Origin of the sequence: Sphingomonas fucosidasi, assembly GCF_036663855.1 — a bacterium.
Classification (GTDB): domain Bacteria; phylum Pseudomonadota; class Alphaproteobacteria; order Sphingomonadales; family Sphingomonadaceae; genus Sphingomonas; species Sphingomonas faeni_B.
Genome location: NZ_JAXOJR010000005.1, coordinates 274,664 through 297,081, shown reverse-complemented (window position 1 = coordinate 297,081; position 22,418 = coordinate 274,664). Strand labels below are relative to the sequence as shown.

At 65.7% G+C, this 22,418-nt stretch carries 13 protein-coding genes; 3 read left to right on the top strand and 10 right to left on the bottom strand.

Annotated features, from left to right (window positions below):
• Nucleotides 1-382 precede the first annotated feature (382 nt).
• The 3 genes from U1737_RS11260 to bamA form a co-directional block, all read right to left on the bottom strand.
• A complete protein-coding gene (locus U1737_RS11260) occupies nt 383-1,285 on the bottom strand; it encodes a Gfo/Idh/MocA family protein (RefSeq protein WP_332796850.1) in 903 nt (300 codons plus the stop codon).
• Between the two features lie 11 nt (nt 1,286-1,296).
• The gene (locus U1737_RS11255; protein WP_132737112.1) at nt 1,297-1,596 is read right to left on the bottom strand and encodes a putative quinol monooxygenase; all 300 of its coding nucleotides are present in this window, start codon (nt 1,594-1,596) and stop codon (nt 1,297-1,299) included.
• A gap of 134 nt (nt 1,597-1,730) precedes the next feature.
• The gene (bamA, locus tag U1737_RS11250; RefSeq protein WP_443027119.1) at nt 1,731-4,346 is read right to left on the bottom strand and encodes an outer membrane protein assembly factor BamA; all 2,616 of its coding nucleotides are present in this window, start codon (nt 4,344-4,346) and stop codon (nt 1,731-1,733) included.
• A gap of 252 nt (nt 4,347-4,598) precedes the next feature.
• On the opposite strand from bamA, the gene U1737_RS11245 reads away from it, so the two are divergent.
• Together U1737_RS11245 and U1737_RS11240 are read left to right on the top strand one after the other, a co-directional pair.
• A complete protein-coding gene (locus tag U1737_RS11245) occupies nt 4,599-4,925 on the top strand; it encodes a hypothetical protein (protein WP_132895950.1) in 327 nt (108 codons plus the stop codon).
• A 379-nt stretch (nt 4,926-5,304) separates the two neighbouring features.
• Nucleotides 5,305-8,175, top strand: a complete 2,871-nt coding sequence (locus U1737_RS11240) for a TonB-dependent receptor (protein WP_332796849.1) — start codon at nt 5,305-5,307, stop codon at nt 8,173-8,175.
• Nucleotides 8,176-8,323: 148 nt separating this feature from the next.
• Here U1737_RS11240 and U1737_RS11235 read toward each other — a convergent pair whose 3' ends face one another.
• The 7 genes from U1737_RS11235 to U1737_RS11205 form a co-directional block, all read right to left on the bottom strand.
• Entirely contained in the window at nt 8,324-10,888 is a 2,565-nt protein-coding gene (locus U1737_RS11235) for a TonB-dependent receptor (RefSeq protein WP_332796848.1), read from the bottom strand.
• Nucleotides 10,889-11,101: 213 nt separating this feature from the next.
• Nucleotides 11,102-12,799, bottom strand: coding sequence for an N-acetylglucosamine-specific PTS transporter subunit IIBC (nagE, locus tag U1737_RS11230; RefSeq protein WP_332796847.1), 1,698 nt, complete (start codon nt 12,797-12,799; stop codon nt 11,102-11,104).
• Entirely contained in the window at nt 12,796-15,369 is a 2,574-nt protein-coding gene (gene ptsP, locus U1737_RS11225; protein ID WP_332796846.1) for a phosphoenolpyruvate--protein phosphotransferase, read from the bottom strand. The genes nagE and ptsP overlap by 4 nt, the downstream gene beginning before the upstream one ends.
• Nucleotides 15,370-15,373: 4 nt before the next feature.
• A complete protein-coding gene (gene nagA, locus U1737_RS11220) occupies nt 15,374-16,525 on the bottom strand; it encodes an N-acetylglucosamine-6-phosphate deacetylase (RefSeq protein ID WP_332796845.1) in 1,152 nt (383 codons plus the stop codon).
• On the bottom strand, nt 16,522-17,529 hold the full coding sequence (locus U1737_RS11215) for an SIS domain-containing protein (RefSeq protein ID WP_332796887.1): 1,008 nt from the start codon (nt 17,527-17,529) through the stop codon (nt 16,522-16,524). Before U1737_RS11215 ends, nagA begins: the two co-directional genes overlap by 4 nt.
• A 70-nt stretch (nt 17,530-17,599) precedes the next feature.
• Nucleotides 17,600-18,337 (bottom strand): GntR family transcriptional regulator, encoded by a 738-nt coding sequence (locus U1737_RS11210; protein ID WP_128455172.1) that lies wholly within the window; start codon nt 18,335-18,337, stop codon nt 17,600-17,602.
• 96 nt (nt 18,338-18,433) lie between these two features.
• Nucleotides 18,434-19,189 (bottom strand): copper homeostasis protein CutC, encoded by a 756-nt coding sequence (locus U1737_RS11205; protein ID WP_332796844.1) that lies wholly within the window; start codon nt 19,187-19,189, stop codon nt 18,434-18,436.
• A 377-nt stretch (nt 19,190-19,566) separates the two neighbouring features.
• On the opposite strand from U1737_RS11205, the gene U1737_RS11200 reads away from it, so the two are divergent.
• The gene (locus U1737_RS11200; protein WP_248522565.1) at nt 19,567-22,392 is read left to right on the top strand and encodes a TonB-dependent receptor; all 2,826 of its coding nucleotides are present in this window, start codon (nt 19,567-19,569) and stop codon (nt 22,390-22,392) included.
• The last annotated feature ends 26 nt before the right edge of the window (nt 22,393-22,418 follow it).

The window sequence follows — 22,418 nt, the reverse complement described above, 5'->3', positions numbered from 1 at the left end:
CCTGCGGCACATCAAATCCGCTGTTTTTGCTAGTTGCATAACGTAGTGACAGTCGCACTGATCACTATCTTGTACCGTTTCGTCAGTTCGACCGCTGTTGGCGCGAAAGAAGACCGCTAAATCAGGGTATGGTCCGGCATTACATAGTAGATTTTCCTGTGCGGATCGGCGGCATCGGTGGTTATGGTCGCGAACCTAATATTAAGGACGATCGCGAGCGGTCGCTGCTAAATCGAAAGTTCGATGGCTTGAAAAAGGAGATTTCGCGGTTCGGTGTCATCGTAACCTCAAAATACGCATTAATTGTCGACTAAATATAGCTGTAATTTCTAACGTCTGCTTTCCTTCCCGACTCGGACAGTCCGTGAAAGACCGGCTGACCCTATTGCTTGCCCGCCTCCGCATGGCGGACGATGTCTTCGCAGAGGCGGTGCGTTGCGAGGATGTCTTCGGCGGCGGTGGGACGGGCTTCGCGGACGCCGGCGAGGAAGTCGGCGCACATCGTGTCGAAGCCGCGTTGGCGGGTGACCGCGGTCCAGTCGCCGCGACGTGCGCGGGTGTCGGCGCCGTTCTGGTTGCGGGTCTCGGACAGGTTGAGGACCGAGCGGCGGCGATCGCCACCGATGACGTCGAGCCGCTCCTCGTCGAGCCCGGATTCGCGCTGCATCGTGCCGATCGCGTGATGGCCATCGCCGGCGAGCGTCAGCGTGACGCCGCTCAGCAGGCCGTCGCGCAGGATCGTCTCGATCTGCGTCCGTGCGATCGGTCCGGGGGCGAGGAACCGCAGCGTGTCGACGACGTGGATGAAGTCGTCGAACACGACTCGGCGCGGGGTGTCGGGCTGCGCGTGGCGGTGCTTCTGCATCAGCATGAACGCGCGGGGTTCGCTGCGCAGCGCGGCATAATCGGGGGCGAAGCGGCGGTTGAACCCGATGGCGAGCAGGCGGCCCTGGCGGTGCGCGAGATCGACCAGCCGTGCGGCCGCGTCGAACGTATCCGCGAGCGGCTTGTCGACCAGCACCGCGGCACCGTGGGCAAGCAGCGTCTCGACCATCGCGGGGTGCGCGGCGGTCGCCGAATGGACGAACGCTGCGTCGAAGCGGGTCGTGGCCAGCGCCGCGTCGAGGCTGTCGTGGCGATGCGCGATCCGGTAGGTCGCGCCGAGTGCGGCGAGCACATCGCGGTTGCGCGTGGCGAGGTGGAGCTCGATCCCCGGCATCGTGGCCAACACCGGGAGATAGGCTTTGCGCGCGATGTCGCCGAGCCCCGCCATCACGACGCGCATCGTCCGCTCGCTCAGGCGGCGACGTCGACGGCGTGCGTCTGGATGATCACTGGGCGCGCAGCGGCGAGATCGCGCGCGGCGAGGCCGAACGCCTTGAAATGATCGGACGCCATGTGGTGCTGGACCGCGGTGTCGTCGGCGTAGAGTTCGTTGAAAACGTAGCGGCGTTCGCCATCCGCCTCGCGCCACAGGTCGTAGTGCAGCACGCCCGGCTCGGCGCGCGACGCGGCGACGCAAACGCGGGCGGCTTCGACGAACGCATCCTCGCTGCCGGGCTTTACGGTGACGAAGGCGATGATCTTCACGGACATGGCGGCATCCTCTTTGAGTTTGCCCGCGTTCTGGCGGGATCGGGAGAGCGCGGCAAGCGCCGTGATTCCGGCAGGCCGACGTCACGCCTGGCGACCTGCCGATCCTCCGCGTGGCGGGGGACGATCGATGCCCGTTAGAACTGCCCGCCGACGTTGAAGGTGATCAGCTTGCTGTCGTCGCCGGGCGCCTTGAGGAGCGCCTTGGCCAGATCGATCCGCAACGGGCCGAACGGCGAGGTCCAGTTGACGCCGACGCCGACCGACAGGCGCGGGCTGGCGGTGTTGCCCGAATAGGTCTCCTTATAGGTGCCGAGCGAATAGGTGTAGGGCGTGCCGGTGTTCGTCGTGGTGCTGGCGCCAGCCGAATCGAGATACAGAAGATCGCCCGCCGTGTTGGTATATTGGCGGGTGCCCGCAACGCACGCGACCGAGGTGGCATTGGCGGTCGCGCAGGTGTCGGTGAGCGTCGGGGTCTTGCCGCCGAACACCGCGCCGACGTCCATATAGATCGACGGACGAAGCCCCAACTCGCGCGCGCCAGCGCCAAGCGGCAGTTCGAGCTCGAGGCGGGCCTGGTAATAGGCGGTGCCGCCGAGCGCGGTCTGCGTGTTCGAGCTGTTGGTGCTCGACAGCGTCGCAGGCACCGTCGATGTATCGTAATAGGTCCGCGTCACGCGCGGGCCGACGCCGCGGATGTCGAAGCCGCGCATTTGCGGGTCGCCGAGATAGAAGCGGTCGGTCAGCCGGACGTCCTGCCCCAGTCCCTTGATATACCCGCCCTCGGCATGCGCCGACAGGATGAAGCTCGACCCGAGGTTCATGTACTTGGTGTAGTTGGCGGTGCTGCGGATGTATTTGGTGTCGCCACCGAGCCCGGCGAAGTCCTGGCTGACGCTGAACTTGCTGCCTTTGGTCGGGCGGACGCGGCTGTTGGTGTTGTCGAACACCAGCGAATAGCCGATCGACGAGGTCCAGCGATTGCCGACCGCGTCGCACAGATATGTCCCGGCGATCCCGGGATCGCAGACGCCGTTGGTGTAATAGGTGTCCTCGTCGAGCGTGACCTGGTCGTAGGACAGCCCATAGCGCGCGGTGGCAGACCAATATTCGGTGAGCGGCACCGCGGCGCGGATCTGGAAGCCGGTCGAGACCTGTTCGTAGGTGGTGTCGTTGCTGTCGCCGGTGGTGCTGTACGAGCTGTAGTCGCGGCGGAAGATGTCGCCGCCGAGCGCCACGTTGGTGTCGAACATATACGGCTCGGTAAAGCCCAGGCTGACCGATTTCGAGTAGCTCGACAGGCTGGCATTGGCGCGCAGTTCCTGGCCCATGCCGCGAAAGTTGCGCTGCGTGATGCTGGCCGAGGCGATGAAGCTTTCGAGGCTCGAATAGCCGGCCGACAGTTGCAGCTCGCCGCTCGATTTCTCCTCGAGGTTGGTTTCCAGGATGACGCGGTCGGGCGCGGAGCCCGGCAGCTGCTTGATCGTCATCTTGTCCTGGAAATAGCCGAGCGAATTGATCCGGTCCTCCGAGCGCTTGACCTGGAAGCTGTTGAACGCGTCGCCCTCCGCGAGGCGGATCTCGCGACGGACGACCTTGTCCTTGGTCTGCGTGTTGCCATTGATCTCGACGCGCTCGACATAGGTGCGCTTGGCTTCGGCGATGTTGAAGTTGATCCCCATCGTCAGCGTGTCGGCGTCCTTCTGGAACTCCGGGTTCACTTCGGAAAAGGCGTAGCCGAACAGGCCTGCGGTCTGGCTCAAATTGTCGACCGAATCCTCGACGAGCTTGGCATTGTACCAGTCGCCTTTCTTGAGCGGCAGCGTAGCCGCCAGCTTCTTGCTGTCGAAGTCGCGGATCTGGCTGTCGACGCTGACATCGCCGAATTTGTAGCGTTTCCCCTCCTCGACCACGTAAGTGATGATGAAGTCCTTCTTGTCCGGGGTCAGTTCGGCCACCGCGGAGGTCACGCGGAAATCGGCATAGCCCTGCGTCAGGTAGAATTGCCGGAGCTTCTGCTGGTCGTAGCTGAGGCGATCCTGGTCGTAGCTGGTCGCCGACGACAGCAACCGGCTGAACCGCGCCTGCTTGGTCGCCATCTGGGCGCGGATCTGCGCCTCGGAGAACACCGCGTTGCCGAGGATGTTGATCTGGCGGACCTTCGACTTCGGGCCTTCGCTGACCACGAACACGACGTCGACGCGGTTCTGGTCGAGATTGACCATCTTCGGGTCGATCACCGCCGCGAACCGGCCCTGACGGCGATAGAGTTCGAGGATCCGCGCGATATCCTGGCGGACCGCGGTACGGGTGAAGATCTGGCGTGGCGCCAGCTTGATCTCCTTGGTGATCTTGTCGCTCTTCAGCGCCTTGTTGCCCTCGATCAGGATGCGGTTGACGATCGGGTTCTCGCGCACGCGCAGCACGATGTTGCCGTCGGCGACGCCGGCGATCGAGTAATCGGCGAACAGGTCGCTGGCCTGCAGGTCCTTCAGTGCCTGGTCGAGCGTCTCGGTGGTATAGGGCTTGCCGACGCGCAGCTTGGTATAGCTCAGGACGGTCTCGGGCTCGATCCGCTGCGAGCCCTCGACGCGGAGGGTCCGGATGATCGGCTCCCCCGTAGCGGTGGCGGGTGCAGGCACCGGCTTGACCGTCGACGGCGTAGTCGGCGGAGCCGTCTGCACGCGCGCGGGCGTTCCCAGCGTCCCTGCCATGACCAAAGCCAGGGAACCGGCGCCAAAATCGAACATCATGCCTGCGTCTCCGGGAGTGAACCACGGCGCTATGGGGGGCATGTTTCCCGGGAATGTTCCGATGTGTCGTCAGATCGCAACCCTGCAACATACGCGATCGGGCGCGTCCCGTCGGCCGATCGGTCGGTGCACGCGTGGCGGCATATGTCGCAGTCGTGTCACGGCGCGGACGCGGGACATTCCCGGGACATTCGTGATCGCTAGCGACCGCGCTGCAGGCCAATGCTGCGCCTGTCTGAAGAAAGGCCGATCATGCGCGTTGCCATCAAGGGTGTCCCGGCACCCGAACCCATCCGTCCCGCCGCCTCGCCACCGATCGTCGACAATCCCTTTGCGCCCGAGATCTTCGCGACCGGGTTCGCCGGGTTGGCGAACCTGAGCGGCGTGATCGTGCTGACGCTGGAGAGTGCGCGCTGCGACCATGCGCGCCAGCCGCCGAGCGTCGACCGCGTCGTCGTCGGCCGGATCGCGCTGACCAGCAGCGCCGCCCAGGATCTGGTCGCGGGGCTCAACCAGTTTCTCGAACAGCAGGGGCTGAGCCCGTCCAAGGCGATCGCCGCCGGGGCGACGTTCCAGTGAGCGCGGCTGGGTATCCCTCGATCCGCCGGACCGTCCGGTTCGACGACATCGTGCACTCCGGCAGGGCGGCTGCGAAGCGCGTCGTCTGGGGCGCCCCGACCACGCCGGGCGTCCGGGTCCGGCGTATCGTGTTCGCCAATAGTATTGCGGGACCTGCACTGCGTTACGAGCCTGTAACAACCGTCACGGTATGACAGTTTTATGAAAGGCGATGAATAGAACCGTGTTCGCAAGACGACACCTTGCGGCGTAATGAGGAGAACACCGGAACACCGCTTGTCGAGCGGGAAATCGCACCGCAAACCTGAGTGGCGGACCTTATCCGTACCCCACAACATCTGCCGCGGCGGTCAAGGATCGCGGTTCAGGGAGTATATTCATGCGTCTCGATTTCCGCGCACGCCTTTTGGCGTCCTCTCTACTGTTGGGTATCGCCGGTCCGGCCTGGGCCCAGACGGCCGACACGACGCCTGCTAACACGACGCCGGCCGAGCCCGCCGCACCCGCGTCCGCCGTTGCGCCCGACGCCACGGGTCAGGCCGAGCCAGCCGACGGCGACACGATCGTCGTGACCGGTTCGCGGCTTGGTGGCGAAAGCCTCAGGCAGGCGTCGCCGATCTCGGTCGTCAGCGCCAAGGAGATCGCGCTGTCGGGCCAGATCAACGTCGAGAGCGTCCTGAAGGACCTGCCGCAGTTGATCCCCAGCACGACTGGCGCCTCGAACAACCCAGGCGGCGGCGTCGCGACCGCGGATCTGCGCGGGCTCGGTTCGACGCGCACGCTCGTGCTCGTCAACAACCGCCGGTACGTCGCGTATGATTCGAACCAGGTCGTCGATCTGAACACCATCCCCGCCGCGCTGATCGAGCGCGTCGACATCGTCACCGGCGGCCGCTCGGCGGTCTATGGTTCGGATGCGATCTCGGGCGTCGTCAACTTCGTGATGAAGAAGGACTTCAGCGGCGTTGCGGCGGGGGCGAACTACCGCATCAACGAGGCAGGCGACGGCGGCACCTTCAACGGCAACCTGCTGATTGGCGGCAATTTCGAGGATGGCCGCGGCAATGCGACGATCTATTTCGATTATACCAAGCGCAACGGCATCCTTCAGTCCGCCCGCGATTATTCGCGGCAGGCGCTGGTCGACGATGGTGCGGGCGGCCTGATCGCCGGCGGCTCGGGCTCGATCGAGGGCACGCGGTTCGCGCTCGGCGGCGTCAACCGCAAGTTCGAGACCGACGGCAGCTACACGCCGTACAATGCATCGACCGACGCGTATAACTATGCGCCGTCCAACTATCTGCAGGTCCCGCAGGAGCGCTTCCTGATGAGCGCACAGACGCATTACGAGGTCAGCCCCGCGCTGAACGTGTATGCCGAGGGCCAGCTCATCAACAACCGCGTGAAGAACCAGCTCGCGCCGACGCCGTTTACCGGATCGGTCGCGCTCGACGTCGATTCGTCGTTCCTGTCGTCCAGCTCGCAGGCGCTGCTGCGCAGCCGCGATACCGACGGCGACGGCTATGTCACCTCGACGATCTACCGCCGCCTGACCGAAGTCGGCTCGCGCGTGTCGAGCGTCGACAACACCGCCTATCGCGCGGTGCTCGGCGCCAATGGCGATATCGGCGGCGGCTGGAACTACGACGCCTATTACAGCTATGCGCGCACCCGATCGACCGAGACCCAGTCGGGCAACGTCTCGCGCAGCCGCGTGCTGCAGGCGCTGCGCACGACCTATGATGCCAGCGGCAATCTGGTCTGCTCGGATACCAGCAACGGGTGCGTACCGCTCAACATCTTCGGCACGGGCAACATCAGTGCGGCCGCCGCCGATTTCATCACCATCCCGGCGCAGAACACCAGCACGATCAGCGAGCAGGTCGCCAGCGCGTCGATCTCTAACCGCAACCTGTTCGATCTGGGCGCAGGCCCCGTCGGTATCGTGTTCGGCACCGAATATCGCCGTGAGCACGGCAGCTACAATCCCGACTTCGCGCTGTCGTCGGGTGACGTCGTCGGCTTCAACGCTGGCGAAGGCCTGAGCGGGGGCTATGACGTCAAGGAAGCCTATACCGAAGTCGCGGTGCCGCTGCTGGCGAACATCCCGCTGATCAAGAAGCTCGAGGTGAACGGCGCGTACCGCTATTCCTATTATTCGACCGCGGCGAAGTCGGTGAACACCTATTCGGGTGGCGTAGTGTGGTCGCTGATCGACGACCTCTCGCTGCGCGGCCAATATTCGCGCGCCGTCCGGGCACCGACCGTGTCCGATCTTTACAGCGGGTCGTCGCAGGATTTCCCGGCGGCAACCGATCCGTGCACGACCGCGGTCGCGGTGACGAACACCAACCTCAACGCCAGCTGCCTTTCGACGGGCGTCCCGGCCTCGCTGATCGGTACCGCCTATGACGGCGGCAGCACGCAGATCCAGACGGTCAACGGCGGCAACCCCGCACTGCGCGAGGAAACCTCCGATACCTATACGGGCGGCATCGTCCTGCAGCCGCGCTTCCTGCCGCGCTTCTCGCTGACGGTGGATTACTACAAGATCAAGATCGCCAACTACATCTCGACGGTCGGCACCACGAACCTGATCCGCGCCTGCTACGGCGATGCGGACAACGGGTATACGCCGTACAACGCCAGCTATTGCTCGTCGCTGCCGCGCGATTCCAACAGCTATGCGATCACCGATGCGGTCAACACGCTGGCCAATACCGGCGGCGTGACCACCCGCGGCGTCGATTTCGAGGCGCGCTACGGCCTACCGCTCGGCTTCGGTGCGTTCGGTGCGGAGAGCAGCAAGATCGATTTCCGAGTCAGCGGAACCCGGTTGATCGCGTTCAACTACAACCCGCTTGCCGCGATTCCCGATCTGACGATCAACTGCGCGGGCAAGTTCGGCCAGACCTGCGGCAACCCCTATGCGAAGTGGCGGCTGTCGTCGCGGACGACCTATTCGACCGGTCCGGTGACCGTGTCGGTGCTCTATCGCTACCTGTCGCCGGTGAAGGACGACGACAGCGGTACGGTCTACGCGGTCGAGCGGATCAAGGCGTATCACTATTTCGACCTGACCGCGGCGTTCGACATCAAGCCGGGCTTCACCTGGTCGGTCGGCGTGAACAACATGTTCAACAAGAAGCCGCCGATCATGGGCGACAACCAGGAGCAGGCGAACACCTATCCGTCGACCTACGACCCGTATGGCCGGGCGTTCTTCGTCAGCACGAACGTCAAGTTCTAGGCAAACCTGTCCCCCTCCCCACGCAAGGGGAGGGGGACAGCGCCGGTCGGCATGAAAAAGGGCGGGGTGGTCACCACCCCGCCCTTTTTCATGCGCCGCCTTATCGAAGGCCGCCCCGTCATCCCGCAGGACGACGGGGCGGTGTGGGTCAGAACTCGAAGTGGACCGAACCGATCACGGTGCGCGGCGCGCCGAAGGTGTAGCGCGTGGTGCTCGCCGACGAGGTGCCCGTGCTCAGATTGCCGAAATAGCGTTCGTTGAACAGGTTCGAGACGTTCAGCTGGAAGAACGTCTTGTCGAGCCCGGCAAACGCCAGGTCGAACCGCGCGTCGAGATCGACCGTGGTATAGCCCGCCGCGATCAGGTCGTTGACGTCGGTGACGTAACGCTGGCCGACATGCTTGACCTGTGCGCCGATCGAAACCGGATCGAACGATGCCTGGACGCGCCCGCCATATTGCCATTTGGGCGTCTCGACGACGAACTTGCCCGCGGTCGCCGCGGTGATCGCGCCGGTGGTCGGGTCGACCGCATCGTCCTGTAGCTTCGCATCGATGTACGAGGCGAACCCATAGAGCGAGATGTTGCGGATCGGGGTGATGCCGAGGCTCGCATCGACGCCCTTGCTCTTGACCGTGCCGACGTTGCGATCGGTGGTCAGCGTGCCACCGCCCTCGAGCGTGGTCAGCGTCGAGATGATGCGGTTGTCGTAATGGATGTACCAGCCCGCCAGCTGCGCCTGGATCAGCCGCGACGAATAGCGCAGCCCGAGATCGAACGAGTCGGTCTTTTCGGGCTTCACCTCGGCCACGGGCGAGATCTTGACGTCGTCGAACGCGTACAGATTGTCGGTGCGCGGTGCCGAGAAGCCCTTGGCGTAGCTGGCGAAGATGCTCGCATTCGGGGTGAAGGCATAGGTCATGCCGACGTTCGGCAGCACCGCGTTGTACGACTTGATGCGGTTCTTGTAGGGCGCGCCGTACGTGGCCGTGGTCGCGTTGGCGGCAACCTGCTCGGCGGTTTGCGACGTGCAATAGCCGTCGCTCGAATTGCCGGGGATCGTGTAACAATAATTGGTGAGGTTGCGGCGGAAGAACGGTGCGCGCAGGCCCAGCGTCAGCTTCAGCGCATCACCGAAATACGAGCCGCGATACTCGCCCGAAACCTGGTGGAGGATCGCGTAGGACAGGCGGTTGCGCTTGTTGACGACGTTGCCGGCGGCATCGAGAATCGCCGAACTGCCTTCGCCGTCGAGCGCGCTGAACACATCGTACGGATTGCCGTTTGCATCGAGCAGGCTGGCCTCGCCGGTCTGGCGATGGCGGGCGCGGTCCCACGTATAGGCGAAGCGGACCGCGTTGTCGGCGTCGATGTCATAGCGCAGCCCGGCGATCGCGGTGAAGCGCTGCGTGCGGGTGTTCGACGGGAAATACGCACGGACATAGTCGAGCGTGTCGCCATCGCCGTTGATGTCGACGCCCGCCGCGGTCCCTGCGCCCAATCGCTGAAGCTGATAGGTGTAGACGCTGGTCGCCGCCGCCGTGCCCGCGGCATTGGTCGCGTTCGCATTGCTCTCGGCGAATACCGCCGACCCGCCGCCATTGGCGCGCGTAAAGCTGTACGCACCGTCGAACGTGAAGACGAGCTTGTCGGTCAGCGTATAGCGCGAGTTGACCCGGAAATTGCCGGTATTCGATGGGTTGATCGCCGTCGACGCCGCATTCCCGCACGACGACCGGTCGTTCTGGCTGGTGCCGTTGACGCCGCTCGCCGAGGGCAGCGAACAGCTGGCGTCGTAGAGATACGCGTTGGTCTTGTCGTCGAACACCGTGTCGTACTGCGCGTTGTTCAGGTCGAGCGTGTACGGCGTCGCGGCGCTGACCCCGGTCGTCGGCACGACCGTCGTGCCGAGCGTGGTGCGGATGTTGGCCAGCGTCGGGTTGCTGTACGAGCTGTTGCGGTTCTGGTTGTAGTTCGCGCCGAACGCGATGAAGTCGCCCTTGCTGCCGATCGGCTGGTACAGCTTGGCATTATATTGCTGCCGGTTGATCTCGCCCGAGCCGCGGAACTGGTCGTAGCGTTGCTCGCTGGCGGACACCCAGGCCTTGGTCCCGAACGAGGTTAACACGCCGGTATCGATCTTGGCGAAGACGCGGTTCATGTCGTTGGTGCCGTGCGAATAGGCGACGGTCGCGCCCAGCCTGTCCTTCGGCATCACCGACCGGTAATTGACCGTGCCGCCCGACGCGCTGGCGGTCGGTGAATCGACGTCGGTCGCGCCGAAATTGACGTTGACCTGCTCGATCAGCTCGGGATCGAGCTGCTGGTTCGAATAGATCGCGTAATTGCCTGAGTCGTTGAGCGGAATACCGTCGAACGTCAGCGAGATGCGGTTGCCGTCGAACCCGCGGATCCGCAGCTGACCGCCCGAGCCGCCATAGGGATCGCTGTTGGTGAAGTTGACGCCGGGCACCAGGTTGATCGTGTCGAGGATCGTCTGGCCGGGCGTGCGACGCTCGATCAGTTCCTGAGTCAGGACCGCCTTCGCCTTTGGTGTATCGGGCGTCTGGATGCCGTTGACGTCGGGCTTAGCCCGCGATCCGCTGACGACGATGTCCGATTCCGCATCCACCGTGCCGGTCGACTGCGCCTGCGCCATCGCTGGCAGGACCAGCGTCGCGAGTGCCGCGCCGCAGAATAAAGTCTTACGCATCTAAACCCCTTTAAAGATCGATCGAGCTGCGACGCGATGATTGCGGTCGCAGTGCGATCGATCCGATATGGAGCGAAGATGACAGTATAGGGTCTATTGGCGGGCGCCGATGTTTTCGCGGCGCGCTGTTGTAGCGATATCCCGGTATATGTCCGAACGTGTCACATATCTTGCAGTGGTGCTTTGATATCGTCCGGCTTTGCTACGGATGCATCATGCAACGACCGTCGCGTGCGGGGTCGTCAGCAGATGCAGCAGCCCGGGAGCGGGGCGGGCGATCGCGTGAACGCCGAGGGCCTCGAGCGCCGGAACCGAGGCGCGGTCGGCGTCCTTGAGGCGAATGCGCAGGCGCGTGCCGTGCTGCGTCGCCGCCTCGACATTGTCTGCGCCTCCGAGCGCTGCGAGCGTCGCCGGGGTCAAGCGGATGTCGGCGAGCTTGGCGGCGGGGGCGATCGCTGCCGGTGCCGTACCACCTGCTGCGATGGCATCGCGGATCTCGACCGCGACCGAATCGGCGATCGGGCCGAGCACGATCTGGAGTGCATTGGCCGATGGACGGATCAGGCCACGGGCGCCGAGGGCCTTAAGACGGGCTTCATCGACCGCACCCTGGTCCGTGACGATCAGGCGCAGGCGGGTCGTGCACGCACCGACGCTGGTGAGGTTGGCTGCGCCGCCTAGGGCTTCGGCGAAGGCGGCCCCGCGCTCGCTCTTGGCGACCGCCGCGGCGGCTACCGGCGCATCGCGCTCGCGGCCGGGGGTGGGCAAGTCGAGGCGCTTGATGACGGTGCGGAACAGGACGTAGTAGATCGCGGCATAGGCGAGGCCGACCGGGATCAGCAGCAGCGGCTTGGTCGCCTTGCCGTAGTTCAGCACGTAATCGAACAGCCCGGCCGAGAAGCCGAAGCCCAATTTCACGCCGAGCGCATCCATCAGCGCCATCGACACGCCGGTCAGCACCGCGTGGATCGCGTAGAGCACGGGCGCGAGGAACATGAAGCTGAACTCGATCGGCTCGGTCACGCCGGTCAGCGCCGAGGTGAGCGCAAGGCTGAGCAGCATGCCGCCGACCGCTTTGCGACGCTCGGGCAGCGCGGCGTGGTACATTGCCAAACAGGCGGCGGGCAGGCCGAACATCATTACCGGGAAGAACCCGGCCATGAACGCGCCCGCGGTCGGATCGCCTGCGAAGAAGCGGCGGAGATCGCCCGTGGTGCCCTGGTAATCGCCGGCGACGAACCAGACGATGTTGTTGAGCAGATGATGCAGCCCGGTGACGAGCAGCAGCCGGTTGAGCAGGCCGAACGCGAACAGGCCGAACCCGCCGGCGCCGCTGATCCCGTAGCTGAGGCCGTCGATGCCGGTGCTGAGCGCACCGAAGCCGAGTCCGACGATCACGCCGAGTGCGAGGCCTGCGACGCCGCTGACGATCGGGACGAACCTGCGCCCGCCGAAGAAGGCGAGATATTCGGGGAGCGCGATCGCTGAGAAGCGGTTGTAGAAACTACCGCCGATCAGGCCGGAGAGGATGCCGATCGGGACGTCGAGCCGGGCGATCGCCTTCGCCTTCCACGCCGCGGTGGCGAGTGCGATGGTGTCGCCGGTCAGGCCTTTCAGCGCGTCGGCGGGGACGGTCATCAGCGCCTGCGCGCCCTGCGTCGTGACGAGGTAGCAGACTACGCCGGCGAGACACGCGGCACCGTTGCCGTCGCGCGCGAAGCCGGTGGCGACGCCGATCGCGAACAGCAGGCCGAGGTGGGAGAAGATCGCGTCACCGGCGGCGCTGAGCACCGCGATGTCGAGCAGGTCGGGCTGGCCCAATCGCAGCAACAGGCCGGCGACGGGGAGCACCGCGATCGGCAGCATGAGCGCGCGGCCGAGCGGCTGGAGGGCTTCGAGCACGGACTTCATGGGCGGAACTCCCGGGCGAGCGTTCGCACGTCCGCGGCTGAGATACAGTTCATGGCGGCCGCGGCATGGGCGCGGCAGGCGTCGATCGTGAGCGTCGCGACCAGCGCCTTGATCTCGGGCACGAGCGCGGGCGCGGACGACAACTCGGTGACGCCGAGCCCGATCAGGATCGGTACCGCGAGCGGATCGGACGCGAGGCCACCGCACACGCCGGTCCATTTGCCGTGGACGGCGCCGCCTTCGCAAGTGCGTGCGATCAGCCGCAGCACCGCGGGGTGGAGCCCGTCGAGGTCGCTCGCGACCGCCGGATTGCCGCGGTCCATCGCGAGCGCGTATTGCGTCAGGTCGTTGGTGCCGATCGAGAGGAAGTCGGCTTCGCTGGCGAGCAGGTCGGCGGTGATCGCGGCGGCGGGTGTCTCGATCATGATGCCGAGGGCGACGTGCTCGGTGTGTCCGGTCGCGGCGGCTGCGGCGTCGAGTGCTTTGCGGACCGCGCGGAGTTCGGCGAGGCTCGCGATCATCGGCACCATGATGCGGCACTGGCCGGCGGGGCGGACCGCGAGGATCGCGCGCAACTGGGCGTCGAGCATCTCGGGATGGGCGAGGCCGACGCGGATGCCGCGCAGGCCGAGCGCCGGGTTCTCTTCCGCGGCGATCGGTAGGTAGGGGGCGGGCTTGTCGCCGCCGATGTCGAGCAGGCGGACGATGAGTGGGCGACCGTCGAGCGTGTCGGCGATGCGCTGGTAATCGGCGGTCTGTTCCTCGACGCTGGGGGCGCTGTCGCGTTCGAGGAACAGGAATTCGGTGCGAAGCAGGCCGCAGCCTTCGGCGCCGTTGCGGACCGCGGAGTCGGCATCGTCGGCCGAGCCGAGATTGGCAAAGGCTTCGATGCGAACGCCGTCCTGCGTGCGGCATTCGCGCGCGGCGTTGGCGAGCGCGGCGCGGCGGCGTTCGGTCTGGGCGTCGAACGCGGTTTGGGCGGTCGCCAGCGTCTCGGCATCGGGGGCGACGTGGAGCAGGCCTGCGCCGGCGTCGAGGATCAGCGGGGTGCCCGCGGTGATCTCGGCAAGCGCCGGGCCGGCTGCGACGAGGGCTGGGAGCCCCATCGTCGCGGCGAGGATCGCGACGTGCGAGGTCGGGCCGCCGCGCTCGACGCAGAAGCCGACGATCGACGCGGTGTCGAGGCCGAGCAGGTGCGAGGGTAGCAGGTCGTCTGCTAGCAGGATCGTGCCGGGCGGGAAGCTGAGGCGCTCGTCGAGGTCTTCGCCGGCGAGGGCGCGCAGCACCTGGCGTTCGAGATCGAGCATGTCGTCGGCGCGCTCGGCCAGACGCGCGTCACCGGTCGCTTTGAGCGCGTCGGCCTGCGCACGGATCGCGGTGCGCCAGGCGTAGGCGGCGCTGTCGCCTTGCGCGATCGCGGCGTGTGCAGCGGCGGTCAGAGTCGGGTCATCGAGGAGCGCGGTATGCGCCGTGAGGATCGCGCGTTCGGCGCCAGTCGCGGTCCCCGATTTGGTGGCGAGGCGCGTGGTGACGGTGGCGAGCGCCGCATCGAGCGCGGCGCGTTCGGTGGTCGCGTCCGCCCCTTCGCGGGTCACGGTGATCTCGGCGAGGCGGAAGAGCCCTGCCTGGCCGATTGCGATTCCGGGGGATGCGGTGACGCCGGGCAGGCGGCCATCGGCGGGGAGGGTTGTGGCCGGCTTGCGCGCTTCTTGTTCCCCCGCGGAGGCGGGGGCCCAGGACCCAGCGGCGCTACCGTTCGTGGCTTCTGGGCCCCCGCCTTCGCGGGGGAACTTCGAAGTGGCGGGCGCGGGCGCCCTCTCGCCCATGCCGCCGAGGATAAGGTCGCCGATCGCGGCGAGCGCGTCGGCGGCATCTGGGCCAGTGGCTGCAAGCGTGATCTCGTCACCGAGTTTTACTCCCAGCGCCATCAGCGCGACGGGACTGCGGACATTGCCGTCGCGCTCGTCCTTGGAGATCTTGACCTCGGACACGAACTTCCGCGCGGTCTCGCCGATCCGGGCTGCGGGGCGGGCGTGGATGCCGTGGACCAAAGGCACGACGATCGTGCGGCGGACGGTGTCGCCTTCGACCACGGCTACATCGGCTGAATCGCGCGGCTCCAGCGTCATCATCGCCTCGCCGACGCCGACCAGTCGGTCAGTCTCACGACGGACGATCGTGAAGCGCTCGGGGTTGGTGACGATCACTGGCGTGATCACCGCCCGCGCCTCGCAGACCAGCAGGTCGAGATCGAAGCGGATCAGCGGATCGCCGCGCTGGACGGTTGCGCCTTCGACGACGCACGGCGTGAACCCGCGCCCACCGAGCGCCACCGTGTCGAGCCCGATGTGCATCAGGATCTCGGCACCCTCGGGCGTGCGCAGCGTGATTGCGTGGCCGCTGGCGTGCACGCTGAGCACGACCGCGTCGCACGGCGCGTGCAGGCAGTCGCCGGTCGGGTCGACGGCGATCCCGTCGCCCATCATCCGTTCGGCGAAGACCGGGTCGGGGACCGCCTCGAGAGGCGATGCCCAGCCCTGGAGGGGCGACGTCAGGATGATAGGCTTCATGGCTTTACGTCCTGCCTGCGACCAGTTGGCCGCCGATCCATGTACCCGCGGGCATCAGGTCGGCGGTGAGCGCGACCCAGTCGGCGCGCAAGCCGGGGGCGAGCGCACCACGCTCATGGCCGAGGCCGAGGAAGGCGGCGGGGTTGGTCGCCGCCATCGCCGCAGCGGTCGGCAGATCGGCGTGCGTCCGCGCGACGAAATTGCGGACTGCGCCGGCCATGTCGAGATCGGAGCCGGCGAGCGTCCCGTCCTCGCCGAAGCACTTGCCGTCCTCGACATGGATCAGTCGACCTTGCAGGCGGAAATCCTTGTCGACCGCGCCGACCGACGGCATCGCGTCACTGACCAGCATTAGCCGGTCGTTGGGCCGTGCGTTGAGCGCGAGGCGGAGCGCCGCGTCGTGGACATGGAGACCGTCGGCGATCAGCCCGCAATAGACATGGCGATCGTCGAGTGCGGCGCCGACCACGCCCGGCGCGCGGTGGAGCAGCGGCGACATCGCGTTGAACAGATGCGTGATCCCGCTGAGGCCCGCGCCGACCGCGTCGACGATCGTCTCATAGTCCGCATCGGTGTGGCCCGCGCTGACGATCACGCCGCTCTCGACCAGCCGCGCGATCGACGCCGCATCGGTCAGCTCGGGTGCCAGCGTCACCATCACGCGACCCTTGCGCGGACGAATCAGCAGCTCGATCATCGCATCGTCGAGCAGCCGGAACTTGGCGGGGTCGTGGATGCCTTTGCGCGACGGGTTGATCCACGGGCCCTCGATATGCGCGCCGACCACACCGGGAACACCGGCGAGGATCGCCGCGTCCATCGCGTCGAGCGTCGCCGCGATCACCTCGGGCGTGTCGCTGATCAGCGTCGGCATGAACGCGGTCGTGCCATAGGGGACATGCGCGGCGCCGATCGCGGCGATGCCCTCGACGGTCGGCTGGTCGTTCAGCAGCACGCCGCCGCCGCCGTTGACCTGCGTGTCGATGAACCCGGGGACGAGCCAGCCGCCGCCAAGGTCGATCGCCGCGGACGCGATCCGCTCGAGCGGGGTGATCAACGCGATCCGGTCGCCGACGACGCGGATCGTCGCACCGTTCAGCAGGCCGTCGCGCGTGACGACGGTGCCGTTGACGACATGAAACTGGGACTCGTTCATACCGTCTTCGTCACCTTGCTGAGATGCAGCGGCGCGTCGGGGTTGAGCCCGCGACGCAGCGAGAGGGCATTGGCCATCCGGTAGAAGCTCTGGATCATGAGGATCGGCTCGATCGCCGGATGTGCGGTGTAGGCGGCGGGGGCGGTTTCGCCGTTCGCCTTCGCATCGGCGAGGCACACGCGGGCGCCACGTGCGGCAAACTCGGCTGCGGCTTCGCGCACGCCATCGCCGGCGGCGTCGGAGGTAGCGAACGCAATCACCGGGAAGCCGTCATTGACGATAGCCATCGGCCCGTGGCGGACTTCGGCGGCGCTGAACGCCTCGGCATGGAGCGCGCAGGTTTCCTTGAGCTTCAATGCCGCTTCCTGCGCGATGCCGTAGCCATAGCCGCGACCGATCACGAAAAGGTTGTTGGCGTCGGCCAGCGCATCGACCACCGACGTCCAGTTCGCGCCGAACGCTAGCGCCAGCATGTCGGGCAGCGTGTCGATCGCCTTGGTCAGCGCGTCGTTCTGCGACCAGGCCGCGGTCAGGGCTGCGAACGCCGCGAGCGCGCAGATATAGGATTTGGTCGCCGCGACCGAGCGCTCGGGCCCGGCCTTCAGCGCGATCATCGTGTCGGCCATCTCGGCGAGCGGCGACGACTCGTCGTTGACGAACGCGACGACATGCGCGCCGGCCGTCTGATAGGCGGACACGGTGGCGAGCAGATCGGGGCTGCGACCGCTCTGGGATACCGCGATCACCAGTGCGGTGCCGGGCGCCATCGGTGCGGCATAGACCGACGACACCGACGGCGCGGCCGACGCGACCGGCACGCCGAGCAGCGTCTCGATCAGGTATTTGCCGTAAGTTGCTGCATGATCCGACGACCCGCGCGCGCACGTCACGACCACGGCTGGCGGCGCGGCGCGGAGACGCTCGCCAAGCGCCGTCAACGCCTCGCGGTTGGCGGCGAGCAACCGCGCAACGGCGTCGGCAGCTTCGGCGGCTTCGCTGAACATCAGCGTCGGCGTCGACGCAGTGGTAATCTCGGTCACGGTATGCCCCCCGGCCGGCGCCCGTGCGCCGGCGTCAGATGTCGTTGAGTTCGGCGACGAGGTCGTAGGCGTCGCCACGGTAATAGGATTGGGTGAATTCGGCGGCCCGGCCATCGCGCAGGAAACCGCGGCGTTCGATGAACAGGCCGGCATGGCCTGCATCGACGCCGAGCATCTTGGCATGCTCCGGGCTGAAATGGACTGCGCGCAGGCGTTGCAGCGCGCGGACCGGACGGTTGCCCGCCGCTTCGAGCGCTTCGTACAACGAGTCCTGGACGGCATCGATCGTCGGCAGGCAGTAGCCGGCGATCGTCGAATATTCGAGCGCCATCGGCGTGTCGTCGGCGTAGCGGATGCGCTGGAACCGGTACACCGCAGAGCCCGGTGACAGCCCGAGCGACAGCGATTCCTCCGGCGTCACCATGCCGATCGTGCGGCTGACCCACGCGCTGCTCGGCGTCCGGCCGCGCGACTGCATATCCTCCGAGAAGGACGACAGCTTCGAGAAGCTCTTCTCGACGCGCGTGGCGACGAACGTGCCGGCACCGCGACGGCGGGTCAGAAGGCCCTCTTCGACCAGCCCGCCGATCGCTTTGCGGACGGTGATGCGGGACACGTCGTATTCTATCGCAAGATCGCGTTCGGCCGGGAGCGCGTCGTCCTTGGCCAGCACGTTGCGGTTGATCGCATCGCGGATCAGTTGCTGGAGCTGGACGTACAACGGCGCGGGATTGCCATCCCGGAACCTGCCAATGCTTGTCGAAAAGGACATGGACGCGACTTTCAATGGTGTCGGCACGAGCATTGCAAAGCGCGAACCGACAGCAGGGGAATGGGATACGTTATATATTGGTATTGTTCAAGCGGGTTACGGATCGAAGGAATCGAGTACCATCTTCAGGTCGCGGACACGGTGTGCATCGGTGACTCTTCGATGGGGCGCGGTGAACCCGAATTGGCGTTCGCGGGTATCGTCATCCGTTTCGGTCGGCGAGAGCGTGGCGCCGCACGACGCATGAACCTCGCGCAGGCCGGCATCGAGGAAGCGGGTCGCATTGCTCGCATCGATGCCGCTGCCGGGCAGAATGACGATCCGTCCGGCGGCGGCGTGATGGAGCGCCTCCAGCATCCGCACGCCGTCGGCCGCCTTGGGCGCGCCGCCGGAGGTCAGGATCCGATCGAAGCCGAGCGCGATCGCGGTCTCGAGTGCTGCGGGAAGGTCCGGGCAGAGGTCGAACGCGCGGTGCAGCGTCAGCGAGAGCGGTGACCCGCGCGCCGCGCCGCAGGTTCGCGCATGGTCGACGAGGTGCGCCAGAAGAGGGATGTCGAGACTATGATCCGCCGCGCTGGCCCCGATCACGACCCCCGCCAGCCCCGCGTCAGCCGCCGTGGCGATGTCCGCGGCGATCAATGCGGCTTCGCGGGCGCTGTACCGGAAGCCCCCTTCACGCGGGCGGACGAGCATATGGACAGGGATGGGCAGGTCGCGTGCTGCGACAATCAGCGAGGGGGTCGGGGTTAATCCGCCGAGCGCCAGCGCCGCGCAGAGCTCGAGGCGGTCGGCGCCCCCCGAAACCGCCGAATCGACGCCGGTGATGTCGTCGACGCAGATTTCGAGGGTCATTCGCCGGCTTTCGATTGGTCGTAATTTTATTACGTCTGGCCGATCGAGTCGGCGTGTTCAACGACAAAGTGGCAATCACAAAGCAAGAAAAGGTATTGCGACCATGACCGATCCTGGACGGTCGCCAATCCACCCCGAACGGGTTCGTCACATATAAATCCCGATTAAACAGCGACTTAACCGATCGTCGCAAAAGTTCCGCCGCATGGTAACCAAACTGTAATTACCGATGGATTTCGTAATCAAATTGGTTATACGATATCCGTACCAGACCGCACATATAGCGACCAAAATAGTACCAGCGGTAAGGGTGGATGTGACGCGGAGTTTCCGGGTCGGGATGACGCCGCGGCGTCGATTGGGAAGGGGCTTTGACGATGGTTTTCCGTAAGCAGGTTTTGTTGGCGTCGAGCGCGATCACGTTCGGTCTTGCAGGTTCCCTCTTCGCCCCATCGGCGATGGCGCAGGTCGCGACCACGCCCCCGACGACCACGCCCCCAACGACAACGCCTGCCGGTTCGGATACGCAGAATGGTGTACCCGCCACCGTCGATGCCGACCAGGACATCGTCGTCACCGGTATCCGCGGGAGTTTGCGGAGCGCGATTGCGGTTAAGCGTAACGCCAACGCGGTCGTCGACGTGATCTCCGCCGAGGACATCGGCAAGTTCCCCGATCGCAACGTCGCTGAATCATTGTCGCACATCCCCGGCGTCAGCATCGACCGTCGCTTCGGCGAGGGCGAGAAGGTCGCAATTCTCGGTACCGATCCTGCGCTGAACCGCATGCTGCTGGATGGCCATGCGCTGGCCTCGGCGGATTGGGGTGGCAACGACAACGATCCGTCGAGCCGCACGTTCAACTATTCGCTGCTCGCGCCCGAGCTGGTCGACCGCCTCGAGGTCTACAAGTCGCCCGAGCCGCGGATCGAGGAAGGCAGCCTGGGCGGTACGGTCATCGTCCGCACGCGTCGCCCGCTCGACCTGAAGGCCAACGCGATCTTCGCTTCGGGCGGCTATTCGTACAATGACCGTTCGGACAAGGGTAATGTCCGCGGCTCGGGTCTGTACAGCTGGAAGAACAAGGACGAGACGTTCGGCATCCTCGTCGCCGCGACTTACGACAAGCAGAGCCTGACGCGCTCGGGTGTCGAGTTCTTTGGCTATGACAACGTCGCGGCGAATGCGGACGGCACGCGCAACAGCCCGTTCGTCAACCGTGCGCAGGACGGCACGCTGAGCCTGAAGAGCCCGGGCGCGACCATCACCGGCGGCACGATCGCCGATCTCTACAACGCGGCGTCGCCGTTCGGGATCAACTATGCGTATTTCCAGCAGACGCGCGAGCGCAAGAGCGTGTCGGGAACGGTCCAGTATCGTCCGTCGTCCGATCTGACGTTCACGCTCAACGGCCTGCACATCGACGGCAACTACAACAATTCCAGCCAGTCGATGTACACCATCCCCGGCGCCTGGACCGGCGACGTGTTGCAGTCGGCGACGATCAGCAATGGCGTCGTCACCGGCGCATCGTTCGGTGCCGCGAACAGCCAATCCGCACAGCTCGACACGCTGGTACGCAAGACCAAGCTGAAGACCGACAACCTCAACTTCTTCGCCGATTATGAGGGCGATGGTGGTGCCAAGGTGTCGTTCGCGGGTGGCTGGAGCAAGGCGACCGGCGGGCGTAACCCGGAATATCTGTTCAACGTCCAGACCAAGCTGCCGTACAGCTATGCCTTCACCGACACGACCGCGACGGTGAACTTCGTCGGCGACCAGACCGATCCGGCGAACTATTTCACCAACCCGAACAACAACCCCGCGCAGATCGAGGGCCGCCCGGTCGTCATCAACGGCACGCAGCTGAACGCTGCGCAGATCGGTGGGCTCGACTACAGCGTCACGACCGACCGCGACATCTTCGGCGGCTATGACGCGACGATCCCGGTCTCGTTCGGGCCGTTCACCGAGATCCTGCTCGGCAGCCGGGTGACCGATCACGTCAACAAGATCGATGCACGCGGCGTCAACACCTACCTGACCAGCTCGCAGACGATCGCGCAGCTCGGCGTTCCCGTATCGCTCACGCCGAGCGGCACGTTCGATGGCAGCGGGGGCCTCGGCAACGCCACCAGCTATCTCAATCTGCCCGAGCAGTCGGTGATCGACATCCTCGCCGGTGCGATCAACAGCCCGCTGGTGACCAAGGTCGGCGCGTCGACCAAGGTCAAGGAGACGGTCATCGCCTCCTACGCACAGGCGAATTTCGACCAGGGCGGGTTCCGCGGCAACATCGGTGGGCGTCTGGTCTACACCCGCGATGTGTCGAACTTCGCGACGACGCCAAGCGGGGTCGTCAACCCGCAGCCGGTGCCGACGCGGACCTCGACCGACTATATGAAGTTCCTGCCGAGCCTCAACATCGCCTATTCGGTCAACCCGCAGGTGATCATCCGCGGCGCCGTGGCGCGCGTGATCTCACGGCCGCGCTATCAGGATCTGGCGGCGGCGACGACGCTCAACGACACGACGCTGGATGGCGGCGGCGGCAACCCGAACCTGAAGCCGTATGAGTCGACCAACTACGAACTGACCGCGGAATGGTATCCGCGCGCCGGTACGCTGCTCGCGGTCGAGCTGTTCCGTCGCGATATCGAGAACTACATCATCAGCTCGCGCCAGAACGTCGATTACTTCAACGCGCTGCAGAACCGGATCACGACCTACAACGTCAGCCAGCCGATCAACGGCGCCAAGGCGAAGGTCAACGGCGCGCTCGTCTCGGGCCAGGCGGAGATCTGGGGCGGCTTCGGTCTCCAGGCGAACTATTCGTACCAGGACAGCAGCACTTCGTCGATCGACGTGACCGGCGCCGAGCTCAACCTGCCGTATCTGTCGAAGCACACGGTCAACATCATCCCGTATTTCGAGAGTGGGCCGTTCCAGGCGCGGCTGAGCTACAACTACCGCACCGCGTATTTCCGGACGATCGGTCGTCTGGGATCGCGCGAGATGGTGGCACCGTACAACCAGCTCGATTTCTCGGCCGGGTTCAACATCACGCCGGCGATCACGCTGTCGGTCAACGCGCAGAACCTGCTCGACGCGACCTATCTCCAGTATAATACGACGCGCGATCGTCCGACCGCGTTCTACAAGAACGGTCGCACCTTTGCGGCATCGGTATCGTTCCGGATGTGACGTCTGGGCGCGCCGAAAACGGCGCG